The following is a 13,624-nucleotide window of genomic DNA, read 5'->3' on the forward strand; positions in this document are numbered from 1 at the left end:
TTTTTGCTAGCTGTTAAAATAATAATACAACAATTTAGAATATTTTAACACCATATTTTATAAAAACTATTTCAAGTTTTTGATTCTTTGCTAATAGAATCATTCGTTGACTATACTGGATATGAAAATATGCAAAGAGGTGAACGAAATAAAAAACTATCAAGTAAAGTTGTTTCAAGAATAGTGGTAAGTTGTGGAATAAAATGATGAAAACTGATCAATACCTTTACCGATAAGGGTTAACTAGAATAGGTTTAGCAAAGAGCTTGAAAATTTTAGTATTTTTTGATTCATATTTTCCAAAACTGATCCGGCTCTACACAAGAAACAGAAAGGAATTTTATGGAACATGGATGGAAGGAACGTATTTCAACTCGATTGAAACGTTCTTAATGCTTTCCAGGAGGGTTTTACACATTGCGTTTGCAAGCTACTTGAAGTGTTTGACATAAGTCAGCCGTCGATTAGCAAGCATCTTCGCAAATTAGATTAATATAATGCAGCAAAACTTTATTTATCAGCATCTAAAGCAAATTAGCAGATGGATCCTATATAGACTATAAAATGGGCTTGGACAGTTCTAGTTACTTAAACTATACTGAATGTAACCAATAGAAAGTGTAGCAAAAAATATTTTTCAAAGCGCAGTTTTTGAGCTGCCGTGTGAAAAAATAGCAGGTCAATTTCAAAGCGGGGTAGAATGCAGATGGCAGAAGAAATGGAGATCATTGATAAAATCATATCAGATATTCATTCTGGCAGGTATGAAGCCAATGATAAATTACCATCCGAAAATGAGCTTGCTGACTATTTTAACGTTCCGCGAATGACAATCCGCAAAGTATACGAAAGGCTTCAGGAGATGGGATATATTTATTCAAGACAAGGAAAGGGCAGCTATGTAAAAGATCGGCAAATGCAGATTCCGCTTGTTCTTTCCGGGGATGAAAGCTTCAGCAGGAAAATGATTAGACTTGGGCACCATTTCCGATCGAAAAACATTTTCTGCGAAGAAATCGGCTATAATAAAGCAATCTTTCATTCTCTCGGTGCTGAGGAAACGGATCGAGTATTTAAAATAGGCAGGCTGCGCATTGTCAATAATCGACCAATTGCCTTGCATATTTCCTACGTGGCGAAATCCGTATTTGATGATATTGATTTGTACGGCAAGGAAATCACGTCCATGTTTGATTATTATCAAAAGAAAGGATTCACTGAATTTGAATCGAAGTCAAGCGTGTTAAAGGTTTTATTTCCGACTAAATTTTTATGGGAAATTCTTGAATGCACGAGCTTAATTCCGCTTTTAGTGTTGGAGACAGGATGTATCGATAAAAAAACCGGAACGGTGCTTGAACATACAGAAATTTTTTATCGAAGTGATTGCTTTAACTTTGTTATATAAAAAACTTTTGCTTTCGGGTATGTCCGATAAGTCCCTAAAATCCAACAAGTAGAGGAAAACATGCGTTTTTCTCTGCTTGTTTTTATATGCTTTCGATTTTGGATTGAAAGCAGCAGAGAGATTCATTCAAGGAATCTCTCTTTTTTTTGGTGCGCCCGGCATGGGTGTAATCTATAGGGTGAAAGTCCCAAGCTGCGAAGGCAGAAGTAGAGGTTAGCTCAACGAAAGGGTGTCCGTGGTGACGCGGAATCTGAAGGAAGCGAGCGGCAAACTTTAAGGTCTCTCGGAACACGAACTTCATATGAGGCTAGGTATCACTGGGTGAGTTTGCCAAACAAAACAAAGCTCTTTCTGTCGAAGGTCATATCGAGTAAATGAGGCGGATAGATGGTGTGAAAGTGCATGTACTTACCCGGGGAGGTCTGGCTGGCACGCCAAGTAACCTTGGTAACCTATCTAGTGATAGATAGCTGAACAGTCAGAAGTCAGCAGAAGTCATAGTATTAGTTGGTTTAGAACTACTAAGAAGGACCGAACAATTAAGAGAGAATAGCCCTTGGCATTCAGTGAGTCATGATGAACACAGAAAACGTAGTACCTCACTTGAGGAAGGAAGCGGTGAATCCCGTGGGAGACCTCTTGGAGGGTGGAGTGACCACTGGCATAAAGAGAACAGCTATTCACGGAAGTTATAAAGACTTGCGTCAATCATCTTAATTGAACCGCCGTATACGGAACCGTACGTACGGTGGTGTGAGAGGACGGGAGTTAATCGCTCCCTCCTACTCGATTGCTCATTAACATTTTCTTAAAAATGCGTTTGCAAAAAATTAATAGAATTTACTTTTTTTTAAATTTTTTCCACTTGGCAACAAGATATGCTTAAATCAACGGAAGCAAAAAATCATGATGGAGGGGCGGAAATGGAAAGAAGGCGAAGAACAGAAATTTTAATCAACGGAAATAAGAACGTTGCCGCCACATTGGCACAACAAATTTTAGCTAAGTATGAGGTAAAAACGATTGAAAAGCCGAACAACGGTTTAGTAATGGTAAAAGTTCGGGAAACGGCAAAGAACAGTTTGTTCTACTTAGGAGAAGTTTTTGTAACAGAATGTAAAGTGGAAATTAGCGGGTATATCGGCATCGGCATATTAAAAGGACATGAGCCGGAATTAGCATACCATTTGGCTGTGGTCGATGCAGCTTACAATGCACAATTGCCAGAAACGGAACGATGGAATGAAGTTTTGTTGAAGGAGGAAGCAGCAATTCATGAGCAAAGAAAGAACTCCTTCATGAAAATTTTGAAGACAAAAGTAAATTTTGAAACGATGGATGTTTAAAAGGAGCAGAGGTTGAATGAAATTAGATTTTATTCACGATATTCAACGTGCATATCGAAAAGTTGTTGATTCCATGTCTAGGCCTGGATTGATAACAAATTTAAAAGATGAAGCGGCCAAAGTAGATCTTGAGGCTGGCTGTTTTCCCTTGACACTTGTTCTGGCTGCAATGCTTCTAGATACTGAAGTGACCTTTAAGGTAGTTTCCGAGAAGGAAGAAGAGACAACTCGCTGGATAAACCAACTAACCTATGCAAAAGCTGATGCGGCAGAACGCGCTGATTTCGTTTTTGTACTTTATGACAAAGCTGAAGATGAACTTGGGCAAATATTACAGCGAGTAAAAACCGGCAGTCTCATCGATCCCCATGATTCAGCAACCATTATTGTTGAGGCAGATGCTGTTACGGATGGGTGCGATTTCAAATTAACAGGTCCGGGCATTGAAGAAGCAAATTATGTAAATGTTTCAGTAAATGGGAATTGGATGGAAGTTCGACAGCAACAAAACGCTGAATTTCCAATGGGGGTTGATTTAATTTTTGTGGACAAAAATCATCATCTCTTATGTCTGCCAAGGACGACGCAAATTTTATCAGAAGGGAGGAAGCTTTGATGGGTTATGTGGCAGTGAAAGGCGGAACAATTGCCATTGAGGAGTCGATTAAACGGCTGAAATATGAGCGGTTAAAAAAAGGAGTTGTTCTTGACATTGGCAGAATTGAAGCTGGCCTGCGGGGATTGATTGATCAGGTGATGTCAGAGAGCAGTCTATATGACGAAACCCTTGCGGCGCTAGCGATCAAACATGCTGAAGGCAATCTTGAAGAAGCGGTTTTTCTGCTTCGTGCATATCGATCCACTTTACCGCGCAAGCATTATTCGCAAATAGTTAATACAAAGGATATGAGTATCGAAAGAAGAATTTCAGCTAGTTTTAAAGATATACCAGGCGGCCAAGTTTTAGGAGCTACAACTGACTACACTCATCGTTTGCTCGACTTTGACCTCATGGAGGAAACAGATGAAGATGCAGTAAATTGGCTTTCAGCCTATGAGAAGGAAACGCTCGATGAAGTGGATGAAAAACATTTTGGCAAACTGCCAAAAGTAAGTGATTACTTAAGAAAAGAAGGTTTGTTCTCGGAGTGTGTAATGGATAATACAGAGCCTGATGATGTAACGAGAAAAAGCTTGACGTTTCCTTCCACCCGCAGTCAGCGTCTCCAAGTTTTAACGAGAGGCCAGACAGGGGCGGTGACTTCATTAGCTTATGCCGTCATTCGCGGATATGGAAGTCTTCATCCAACAGTAGGTGAACTGCGTGTCGGCTATTTGCCGGTTTACATCGATAGCCCTTTTCATTCATTTAATGGAGAAGACGATGCTTATTATATTGGGGAAATTAAAGCAACCGAAGTCGAAATGTTAATTCCGGAAACAGTTGAGGTCGGGGACGGAAAAAAGGAAATTAAGTTTGAAATCGGATATGGTCTTTGCTTTGGTCAAAACGAAACGAAAGCAATCGCAATGGGGATTTTAGACAATAGTTTGGAGAAAGGAAATAGGGACTATCCGACAGGAGACGAGGAATTTGTCCTTTATCATATTGATTCGGTTGAATCCACCGGGTTTATTTCACATTTGAAGCTGCCTCACTATGTCACTTTCCAATCGAAGCTTGATATTGTACGCAAATCAAAAAGCAAGCAAGAAATGTAAAAAGGAGAGGAATTCATGCAAATCCATTATAATTTTGCTTTTTTCGATGAAGGTTCCAAACGGGAAATTCGAAGAGCCACATTAAAAGCAATTGCCATTCCGGGCTATCAAGTTCCATTTGCATCAAGAGAAATGCCGATTGCACGCGGCTGGGGAACAGGTGGACTGCAATTAACCCTTTCTCTCATTGGCAAAGATGATGTTTTAAAAGTAATCGACCAAGGCTCTGATGAATCCGTTAATGCGGTAAACATTAAAAAATTGGTGATGAAAACGGCGGGCATTAAAACGACGGAGGAGACGCAAGAAGCAACGATCATTCAATCAAGACATCGAATTCCAGAAATTCCTCTTACAGAAGGCCAGATACTTGTATTACAAGTACCACTGCCTGAACCGCTGCGCGATTATGAACCGAGCGAATATAATACGAAAAGGCTTCATGCGGAGAAAGAATACAGCGGCGCATGGCTGATGCTTTTTGAACAAATCATGAAATACGGGCATATGGCTTCGGATTTTGATCATCCTGTGATGGTGGAAAATCGGTATGTCATGGCGCCGAGTCCTATACCAAGGTTTGATAATCCGAAAATGCACTATTCAAAGGCATTAATTTTGCTTGGAGCCGGTCGTGAAAAGAAGATATACGCTGTACCACCATACACGAAAGTCGTTTCACTTGCGTTTGACGATTATCCGTTTGAAGTGGAGAGCTTTGAAGATAAACATTGCAGACTGTGCGGCGCTACGGGAGTATATTTGGATGAATTGTTTAATGAGGAAACAGGTGAAACCTATTACCAATGCAATGATACAAGCTATTGTTTATCAAGATTAAATGAGCAATCAGAATCAAGAGGTGTTCAACATGGATGATTTAAGCAATCCAGTATTATCGGTCAAAAAGTTAAACAAACAATTCGGACCTGGATGCAGCCAATGCGGAAAGGCGGATTCCGCCGTTTTGGTGAAAAACTTTTGCCCTGTCTGCGGTACGGTATATGCTTGCCGTGATATTTCGTTTGATCTCTATCCCGGTGAAGTATTAGGCATTGTAGGTGAAAGCGGCAGCGGTAAATCAACATTAATGAGACAGCTATATTTTGATCAAGAGGCCACAAGCGGTGAAGTGTATATCCGATTTTATCATGATGGAAAAAAAAACGTATTAAACGAGTCCTCCCAACAAAAACGGTACATTCGCAACCATCTGATGGGAAAAGTTTACCAAAATCCGCTTCTCGGCTTGCGCATGAACTTTTCCTCCATCGGCAATATTGCTGAAAAATTAATTGCGGCAGGGAACAGGAATGTTGGACAGATGGTGTTAAGAGGACAAGTGCTGCTTGAGGAGGTCAACATTCCGTTATTTAGGATGAAGGAGGAGCCCCAAAAATTTTCGGGGGGCATGCAGCAAAGAGTTCAAATCGCCAAAGCATTGTCGAATAATCCGCCGATTCTTCTTCTCGATGAAGTAACGACCGGTCTTGATTTGTCCGTTCAAGCAAATGTTTTAGATTTGATACGGAATTTACAGAGGGAACTGAAGATAAGCATGATCGTTGTTTCCCATGATTTAGGCGTTATCAGAATGCTTGCAGACAGAACGTTCGTCATGCTGGAAGGAAAAATTATCGAGCAAGGGTTGACCGATCAAATTTTGGAAGATCCACAGCATCCTTATACACAGCAGCTCGTCCATTCATTATTATGATCAATTTTTTGGACTTGTGAGAATGGAGGAAAAAACGTGTATCTCATAACAAACGGAAGAATTATAACGGAAGAAACCATTCTCGATGGTTACGATCTTCTTATTGAAGGAGATAAAATTAGCAAAATTGATGGCAAAGGGAAAATCGCTTGGAAGGAAGGAATGGAAGTAATCGATGCGGCGGGCGGATATGTCTCTCCTGGGTTTATCGATCTTCATTCTGACTATATTGAACATATGGCAGCACCAAGACCGACATCGTTAATGAATTTTCATTTAAGTCTTCGCGAAGCGGAAAAAGAATTAATCACCCATGGGATTACAACAATGTTTCATTCACTTTCTATTTATAAAAGCTCGGAATTTTCACATAAACCGATCCGTGAGCCGGAAAATGTCCGGAAATTTATTGAAATGATCCACCAAACTCATCATACAAAGCATTTAATACGACATCGGTTCCATGCACGGTTTGAAATTGACAGCATCGAAGAAGTTGAAAACTTAAAATCGTACATTGCTGAGAGCAAGGTGCACTTAATTTCGTTTATGGATCATACCCCTGGTCAAGGACAATATAGAGATTTAGAAATTTACAGAAAAACGATAAAAGGCTACCAAGAGCTCAGTGATGAAGAGATTGATAGAGTCATTACAAAACATCAGCATAAGGAAAAATTAACACTTGAGGGAATAAAGGAAATTGCAACGCTGGCACAACAAAAAGGTATTGCTATCGCTTCTCATGACGATGACACGTTGGAAAAACTTGAGCTTGTGCAAAGCTTTGGGGCTTCGATCAGTGAATTTCCAATCACCTTGGAAATTGCTAAAAATGCGAAAAAGAAGGGAATGCTGACGGTAGCCGGGGCTCCGAACGTTCTTTTGGGAGGGTCCCACAGCGGAAATTTATCTGCACAAGAAGCCATTCAACACGGGTGTATCGATATTTTATGTAGTGACTATTATCCTCCATCGTTGCTTCATGCTGTTTTTAAAATGAGCGAAAAAAGCGATATCGACCTAGTCGAAATGTTTAAGCTTGTGACGATTAACCCGGCCAAAGCTGTCAAGCTGGATGATCAAATTGGATCAATTAAGGAAGGAAAAAAAGCGGATATAGTCATCATCGAAAAAATAGACTTAGATTTTCCGGTTATCACGTCTTGTTTTGTGGACGGCCGTTTAATTTTGAAAACCAATTATAGAATTTAAAGATGATGGAAAGGGAGTTTCTATGATCGAGAAAAAGCTGTCAAAAAAACCTTATATCCATGAACATTGCCAGTTGTTTCATACAGAATTAGGTGAATACACAGAAATAGGAGCTCACAATTATTTAGAAAATGTAAAAATGGGAGACTTTTCTTATACAGGGCAGTTTTGCATTCTGCAAAATGTTGAAGTCGGAAAATTTTCCAATATTGCTGCGATGGTGCGAATCGGCCCAACCGCTCACCCAATGAATCGCCCTACTTTGCACCATATTACGTATCGGAGAAAAATGTATGGAGTTGATACTCATGACGATGAAGCGTTTTTATCATGGCGTAAAGCACAAATCACCTATATCGGCCATGACACATGGATTGGCCATGGGGCCATCATCATGCCTGGTGTAAAAATCGGCAATGGTGCAGTAGTCGGCAGCGGAGCCATTGTGACAAAGGATGTGGAGCCTTATACAATCGTTGCTGGAATACCAGCCAAACCGTTAAGGCGCCGATTTGATGAGCAAACGGTTAAACGATTGGAACGAATCAAGTGGTGGGATTGGTCGTATGAAACGTTGAAAGAACGAATCGACGACTTGTCTCAACATATTGAAACATTTCTAGATAAGTATGAGGGAAGAAGGGAATTCAGTGGAAAACATTTTAACGGTTGAGAATCTGTCCAAAACATTTCGATTGCACAACGTAAACAAGGAAATCCACGCAATTAACAAGATTAGCTTTATTGTAAAAGAAGGAGAATTTGTCGGCATTACCGGTAAAAGCGGCAGCGGAAAATCAACCATTTTAAAATGCATCTACCGCACGTATTTGCCTGAAAGTGGAGACATCTGGTACAACTCAAAAAAGTTTGGCCTAATCAATTTGCGAGAAGCAACGGAAAGAGAAATGATTTATTTACGAAAGCATGAGATCGGATACGTATCACAGTTTTTGAATGCTTTGCCGCGTATAACGGCCAGAGAAATAGTCAAACAAGCGATATTAGAAATGGGGCATAACGATAAGTATGCGGAGGAAGAAACAGAAAAAATATTGACGCATTTTGAACTGGATCCGCAGCTTTGGGATAGTTATGTTGCTACTTTTTCCGGAGGTGAAAAACTGCGGTTGAACATCGCTAGAGCAATGGTAAAGCGTCCGAGACTACTTTTATTGGATGAACCGACGGCAAGTTTAGATGATGAATCGAAGGAAAAAGTAAGAGTATTGATGGAGCAGCTCGTTCGCGAAGGGACAACAATGCTGGGAATTTTTCATGATTTGTTGTTCATGCAAAATTTATGTGATGTAGAATACCGGATGATAGACGGAGAAATCGTCAAGTATTCAGAAAAAAATCCCTTTACAAAACATTAAAAATTATTTAGTAATTCAACGGTATGAATTAACAGTTCCTTTACATTCATCCTTTATATTCAATTATAAATGGAAAAAAATCTATTTTGACAAGAAAAGGGGTAATGAATATGAAAAAAATGATAAGGTTTATGAGCATCGCTTTCATCTTGGTCATCTTTTTATCAGGATGTTCATCATCTGCAGGAACAGAAAGCGGTTCCGCTCAAAAAAGCGGCGACGATACGCTTACAATTGCATGGTACCCGAATGAATCCGGTGAAGATTTGAAAGCGGCACGTGACGAAATCGCTAAGTTGATTGAAGAAGCAACTGGAAAGAAAGTCGAGCATAAGACGACAACTGATTACATTATTGCCATTGAGGCGATTGCAAACGGAAATGCTGATTTAGCGTTTATGGGTGCACAGGGATACATAGAGGCTCATGACAAAAATGAAAAAGTGCTTCCTCTCGTTGTTCCGAGCGGTGAATCCGGCACACTTGATGATGCCATGTACTACAGCTGGCTTGCCGTAAATAAAGGGGATGAAGACGAGTACAAAAGCGGCTCCGGGTTTTCCATTGATAATATAGCTGGAAAGAAATTTTCATTTGTGTCTAACAGCTCCACATCAGGCTTTAAAGTTCCATCGACCGAAATCGTTTCGTACTTTAACAAAAAAGAAGAGTACAAAGATTTAACTGCTGAAGATTTATTAGAAGGCGGCGAGGGCAAGTTTTTCAGCGAAGTGCAATATGGAGGCTCTCATCAAGGGTCTGCGGTTAACTTACTGTCTGGAAAAGTAGATGTAGCAGCATTTTGCGACACATGTGTGAACAACTATATTGAATTAGTTGACGGTGAGCAAAATAAACCGGGAGCGGTATATAAAGTCAAAAATGATGCTGCTGAGCCGTTTCATACTGTGCCTGGAAAGGAATTTGTCTTAATTTCAGTCACACCGGTATTGAATGCTCCGTTTGTTGTCAATACGGAAACCGTATCTGAAGAAGATCGCAAAAAGCTTGTGGAAGCTTTTGTTTCTGATGAAGTAGCCAACAATACGAAGATTTTCGTGCCGGAGGATTCTGATTTTAGCGGTTTGTTTACGAAAAAAGCTAATGAGCGTTTCGTTGAAGTAGAGGATTCTTGGTTTGATCCGATCAGAGAATTGTCTAAATAAGGATTTGGTGAGGGATAAACGATGACAGCCATTTTAACATTAAATAACGTGTCAAAACGCTATGGAACCAATACAATGGCTCTTCAAGACATGAACTTTTCTGTAAAAGAAGGGGAATTCGTTTCGATTATTGGTCCATCGGGGGCGGGGAAATCAACCCTCCTCCGGTGTATTAACCGCATGATCGAAGCGACTAGCGGTGAAATCATATTTGATGGTGTCGACATTTTAAAGCTTGGCAAAAAAAGCTTAAGAAAAGTGAGAGCAACCATTGGAATGGTCTTTCAGCATTACAATCTTGTCACTAGATTAAGCGTAATTGAAAACGTGCTCCACGGCAGGCTCGGCTACAAGTCAACTTTGGCAGGAGCATTCGGTTTATACAGCGAGGAGGAGAAAAGACAGGCGGTTCATATTCTCGGATTGTTGGGGCTGGAGGATCAAGTGTATAAACGGTGTGATCAGCTAAGCGGCGGACAAAAACAGCGCGTCGGAATTGCCAGAGCCTTAATTCAAAATCCGAGAATGCTATTGTGTGATGAGCCGATTGCCTCCTTAGATCCAAACTCAGCCAAAATCATCATGGATCATTTAAAAAATATTTCTTCTACACTCGGAATTACTTGTATTGTCAACCTGCACCAAGTCGATGTCGCTTTGAAGTACTCTAATCGAATTATCGGTATTAATAATGGAAAGAAAGTGTACGATGGTCCTCCGAAAGAAATAACGGAAGATATTGTTCGCAATATTTATGGCTCTGAAGTAAAGAATCTGATTCTTTAATGTAGGTGAAGATCATGCAAGCAGATATCTTTGTAAAAAGAAGAAGAAGCTTCTCCTTATTTTTTTTATTGTTGATTGTGTTAACGTATCTTTCTATGTTTATAACAGATTTTCAGCTTGTGAAAGGACTCACCTCTGTCGCAAAGGCAGTAGAGTGGGGAGTGACAAATTTTTTTCCTGATGCAAAAGCGATGGAAAAGCTTCCGGATATTTTAAGTAAATTACAAGAAACAGTTTTAATATCAGTCGCTTCCACGACAACTGCAGCTATTTTTGCTACTTTTTTTGCAATATGTGGTTCGAAGACGACGAAAGTGAATGGTTTATTAAGTGCAATAAGCAGAGGAATTGCAACTGTTTCTCGTAATATTCCGGTAGCTGCATGGGCATTGATTCTGCTCTTTTCTTTTGGACAAAGCTCCATTACCGGATTTTTTGCTTTGTTCTTCGCCTCCTTTGGTTTTTTAACGCGAGCATTTATAGAAACGATCGATGAAGTTAGCAATAGTTCCGTTGAAGCATTGCGTGCAACCGGCGCCCAATTTTTTCCGATCATCTTCCAGTCGGTCATTCCATCCAGCCTTCCCCAAATGATCAGTTGGGTATTATTTGAAATTGAAACGAATATTCGCAGCGCGACTTTAGTTGGAATTTTAACCGGTACAGGAATTGGTTTTTCTTTTGACTTGTATTATAAAAGCTCCAATTATAGTGCAGCGAGTTTGGTTGTCATAACTATCGTACTGACGGTATTTGTCATTGAATATCTTTCGAATTTGATAAGAAGGGTCATTTTATAACGATGAATGAAAATTTAAGGAAGAAAGGGTGATGATATGAATAATGAATGGTTGATGAAAACTGGAAGCACTCTGAAAGACAGCGGAAAATTAACGCATTCTTCGAAAATAAAAGTGAAACCGTTGACGAAGCAGGCAATTGCCATCCGGCTGACATTGACAGCATTATTCGTTATTACTGTTTATAGTTTTACCGTGTTTGATTATGGCGATACAAATTTCATGTCTGGATTAAAAGAAACGTTTGCGAATTTTAAAACAATGTTTTTCGAAGCAAGCTTTTCGCGATTAACTATAACAGAAGCAATCTATCAAGTGTTGATAACCTTGGGGCTTGCTTTTTTGACGACAGTGTTCGGAGCTGTTATTGCACTTTTTCTAGGGCTTTTGGCAGCGCAAAATTTATCAAATAAAGTTGTTTCCAATACCATTAAAGCCTTTGTTGCATTTATTCGCGCCGTTCCTACTGTTTTGTGGGTGCTGATTTTTTCCGTCGCTGCTGGTCTAGGAAGTGTTGCAGCTGTTATTGGCATGACGTTTCACTCCATTGGCTATTTGATTAAAGCATATTCTGAATCGTTCGAAGAGTTGGATGAAGGTGTGATCGAAGCATTAAAGGGCTGCGGGGCCAATTGGTGGCAAATTGTGTTTCAGACGGTAATCCCCTCGTCAATGACGTATTTAATTTCTTGGACGTTTATGAGATTTGAGATTAACTTTTCTGTTGCCGTTGCGATGGGGGCTGCCGCAGGAGCAGGCGGGATCGGATTTGATTTGTTTATGGCGAGCGGATTTTATTTTGATTTAAGGGAAATCGGAATGATTACTTACTTCATTCTTGTTTTAGCGATCATTTTCGAATTTGTTTCGACAAGAATGAAGGCAAATTTGCGTGAAACTCATTAATTATTTTATAAAAACAGTGAAAGCAGGTGTTGACCGTAATGATTGATTTACATTGTCATTCAAATATATCAGATGGCTCAATGAGTCTATTTGAATTGATTTCTCTTGCGAAAGAAAAAGGAATCACCCATTTGGCAATTACGGACCATGATACGACAAAAGGATTAAAGGAAGCGAAATATATAGGAGAGCAGCTCGGAGTAACCATTATTCCAGGGATCGAGATTTCGGCTTATGACTATAAAAGACAACGGAGAGCCCATATTTTAGGCTTTTTTGTGGAACCGCATCACGAAGCGATTGAAAACCTGTGCAGCCCGCTGTTAAAGATGAGACACCTAGCATCATATGAAATGGCGAAAAGAATTATGAAAGCAGGTTTTAACATTTCATGGGAAGAAGTAGAACAATTCGCCAAAGACGGCACAGGGGTATACAAACAGCATATTATGCATGCTTTAATAAACAAAGGATACGCTGACAAAATCTATGGCGATCTATATGATAAGCTTTTTTCAAAAGGCGGGGAAGGAAAGCCGCAAGGATTAGCGCACATACCTATACAGTATGTCGATGTGGAAGATGCGATTGTTGCCATCCGCGAGGCGGGCGGTTTGCCGGTACTTGCCCATCCAAAACAATTCAACAATTTTGATGCAATTCCCGAGTGGGTTGAGATTGGCTTAGAAGGCATCGAAGCAGTTCACCCTTTGCATGGACCTAAGGACGAAGAACTTGTCAAATATTATGCGGACCAATTCGAGCTGATCGAAACAGGAGGATCTGATTTTCACGGCTTTTATGGAAATTTTGAACTAGGCAGCAAAGATGCCGGAATGGTTCGATATGAAAAACTTCTCGAACGCTATCAAAAGCTATGTGAAAGTAAGAAAACATTATCGTAAATGTAAGAAGCTCTCAACTTTCATTTTTTTGGAGCCAAGTTAGGAATATAATTCGCGCAAAAAACGCTTCTCTTTTCAATAATTGTAGTGTGTAAAAAATATGTTCCGTCATTAACAGTGGGAAACAGATGAATATTAAATTGATTCTTTACTTCGGCGATTATTTTAACAACAATTTGCAGCCTTTTGTCTTCCGATTATTATCGTTTTGAACGGATAAAGGACTTACATATAAAAAAGTCCTGATTCTTCATCACTTTTGGTGATTTTACAG

14 protein-coding genes and 1 pseudogene are annotated in these 13,624 nt (G+C 39.8%); all 15 read left to right on the top strand.

Annotated elements, in window-relative coordinates:
- Positions 1-397 precede the first annotated feature (397 nt).
- A pseudogene (locus NSQ44_RS18925) lies at positions 398-493 on the top strand (ArsR family transcriptional regulator); the annotation flags it as partial.
- A gap of 213 nt (positions 494-706) precedes the next feature.
- Complete coding sequence (locus NSQ44_RS02080; RefSeq protein WP_063387607.1) at positions 707-1,408, top strand: GntR family transcriptional regulator; 702 nt, start codon at positions 707-709, stop codon at positions 1,406-1,408.
- A gap of 923 nt (positions 1,409-2,331) precedes the next feature.
- Entirely contained in the window at positions 2,332-2,754 is a 423-nt protein-coding gene (gene phnG / locus NSQ44_RS02085; RefSeq protein ID WP_063387918.1) for a phosphonate C-P lyase system protein PhnG, read from the top strand.
- A 16-nt stretch (positions 2,755-2,770) separates the two neighbouring features.
- Positions 2,771-3,370, top strand: coding sequence for a phosphonate C-P lyase system protein PhnH (phnH, locus tag NSQ44_RS02090; RefSeq protein WP_340854654.1), 600 nt, complete (start codon positions 2,771-2,773; stop codon positions 3,368-3,370).
- Entirely contained in the window at positions 3,370-4,476 is a 1,107-nt protein-coding gene (locus tag NSQ44_RS02095; protein WP_340854656.1) for a carbon-phosphorus lyase complex subunit PhnI, read from the top strand. The genes phnH and NSQ44_RS02095 overlap by 1 nt, the downstream gene beginning before the upstream one ends.
- A 15-nt stretch (positions 4,477-4,491) precedes the next feature.
- Positions 4,492-5,355, top strand: coding sequence for an alpha-D-ribose 1-methylphosphonate 5-phosphate C-P-lyase PhnJ (locus tag NSQ44_RS02100; RefSeq protein ID WP_063387915.1), 864 nt, complete (start codon positions 4,492-4,494; stop codon positions 5,353-5,355).
- Positions 5,348-6,193: an ATP-binding cassette domain-containing protein gene (locus NSQ44_RS02105; RefSeq protein WP_063387914.1), complete on the top strand. Its 846-nt coding sequence runs from the start codon at positions 5,348-5,350 to the stop codon at positions 6,191-6,193. The genes NSQ44_RS02100 and NSQ44_RS02105 overlap by 8 nt, the downstream gene beginning before the upstream one ends.
- Before the next feature lie 36 nt (positions 6,194-6,229).
- Positions 6,230-7,408: a phosphonate metabolism protein PhnM gene (gene phnM / locus NSQ44_RS02110; RefSeq protein WP_066248156.1), complete on the top strand. Its 1,179-nt coding sequence runs from the start codon at positions 6,230-6,232 to the stop codon at positions 7,406-7,408.
- Positions 7,409-7,430: 22 nt separating this feature from the next.
- The gene (locus tag NSQ44_RS02115) at positions 7,431-8,081 is read left to right on the top strand and encodes a DapH/DapD/GlmU-related protein (RefSeq protein ID WP_162877053.1); all 651 of its coding nucleotides are present in this window, start codon (positions 7,431-7,433) and stop codon (positions 8,079-8,081) included.
- Positions 8,059-8,787 carry a phosphonate C-P lyase system protein PhnL gene (locus NSQ44_RS02120; protein ID WP_340854658.1) on the top strand — a complete coding sequence of 243 codons (729 nt, stop codon included), beginning with the start codon at positions 8,059-8,061 and terminating at the stop codon, positions 8,785-8,787. Before NSQ44_RS02115 ends, NSQ44_RS02120 begins: the two co-directional genes overlap by 23 nt.
- Before the next feature lie 110 nt (positions 8,788-8,897).
- A complete protein-coding gene (gene phnD, locus NSQ44_RS02125; protein ID WP_340854660.1) occupies positions 8,898-9,953 on the top strand; it encodes a phosphate/phosphite/phosphonate ABC transporter substrate-binding protein in 1,056 nt (351 codons plus the stop codon).
- Between the two features lie 21 nt (positions 9,954-9,974).
- A complete protein-coding gene (gene phnC / locus NSQ44_RS02130; RefSeq protein ID WP_340854661.1) occupies positions 9,975-10,739 on the top strand; it encodes a phosphonate ABC transporter ATP-binding protein in 765 nt (254 codons plus the stop codon).
- A gap of 14 nt (positions 10,740-10,753) precedes the next feature.
- Positions 10,754-11,539, top strand: coding sequence for a PhnE/PtxC family ABC transporter permease (locus NSQ44_RS02135; RefSeq protein WP_340854663.1), 786 nt, complete (start codon positions 10,754-10,756; stop codon positions 11,537-11,539).
- Positions 11,540-11,575: 36 nt separating this feature from the next.
- Entirely contained in the window at positions 11,576-12,445 is an 870-nt protein-coding gene (locus NSQ44_RS02140; RefSeq protein WP_445659487.1) for a PhnE/PtxC family ABC transporter permease, read from the top strand.
- 38 nt (positions 12,446-12,483) lie between these two features.
- Positions 12,484-13,350 carry a PHP domain-containing protein gene (locus tag NSQ44_RS02145; protein WP_340854665.1) on the top strand — a complete coding sequence of 289 codons (867 nt, stop codon included), beginning with the start codon at positions 12,484-12,486 and terminating at the stop codon, positions 13,348-13,350.
- Positions 13,351-13,624: the final 274 nt, after the last annotated feature.

It is taken from the genome of Aeribacillus sp. FSL M8-0254, assembly GCF_038008845.1.
Lineage (GTDB): Bacteria > Bacillota > Bacilli > Bacillales > Aeribacillaceae > Aeribacillus > Aeribacillus composti.

Excerpts from the sequence above, each read along its gene's own strand:
- NSQ44_RS02080 (WP_063387607.1), top strand. The coding sequence starts at position 707 with ATGGCAGAAGAAATGGAGATCATTGATAAAATCATATCAGATATTCAT.
- phnG (WP_063387918.1), top strand. The coding sequence starts at position 2,332 with ATGGAAAGAAGGCGAAGAACAGAAATTTTAATCAACGGAAATAAGAAC.
- phnH (WP_340854654.1), top strand. The coding sequence starts at position 2,771 with ATGAAATTAGATTTTATTCACGATATTCAACGTGCATATCGAAAAGTT.
- NSQ44_RS02095 (WP_340854656.1), top strand. The coding sequence starts at position 3,370 with ATGGGTTATGTGGCAGTGAAAGGCGGAACAATTGCCATTGAGGAGTCG.
- NSQ44_RS02100 (WP_063387915.1), top strand. The coding sequence starts at position 4,492 with ATGCAAATCCATTATAATTTTGCTTTTTTCGATGAAGGTTCCAAACGG.
- NSQ44_RS02105 (WP_063387914.1), top strand. The coding sequence starts at position 5,348 with ATGGATGATTTAAGCAATCCAGTATTATCGGTCAAAAAGTTAAACAAA.
- NSQ44_RS02115 (WP_162877053.1), top strand. The coding sequence starts at position 7,431 with ATGATCGAGAAAAAGCTGTCAAAAAAACCTTATATCCATGAACATTGC.
- phnD (WP_340854660.1), top strand. The coding sequence starts at position 8,898 with ATGAAAAAAATGATAAGGTTTATGAGCATCGCTTTCATCTTGGTCATC.
- phnC (WP_340854661.1), top strand. The coding sequence starts at position 9,975 with ATGACAGCCATTTTAACATTAAATAACGTGTCAAAACGCTATGGAACC.
- NSQ44_RS02135 (WP_340854663.1), top strand. The coding sequence starts at position 10,754 with ATGCAAGCAGATATCTTTGTAAAAAGAAGAAGAAGCTTCTCCTTATTT.
- NSQ44_RS02140 (WP_445659487.1), top strand. The coding sequence starts at position 11,576 with ATGAATAATGAATGGTTGATGAAAACTGGAAGCACTCTGAAAGACAGC.
- NSQ44_RS02145 (WP_340854665.1), top strand. The coding sequence starts at position 12,484 with ATGATTGATTTACATTGTCATTCAAATATATCAGATGGCTCAATGAGT.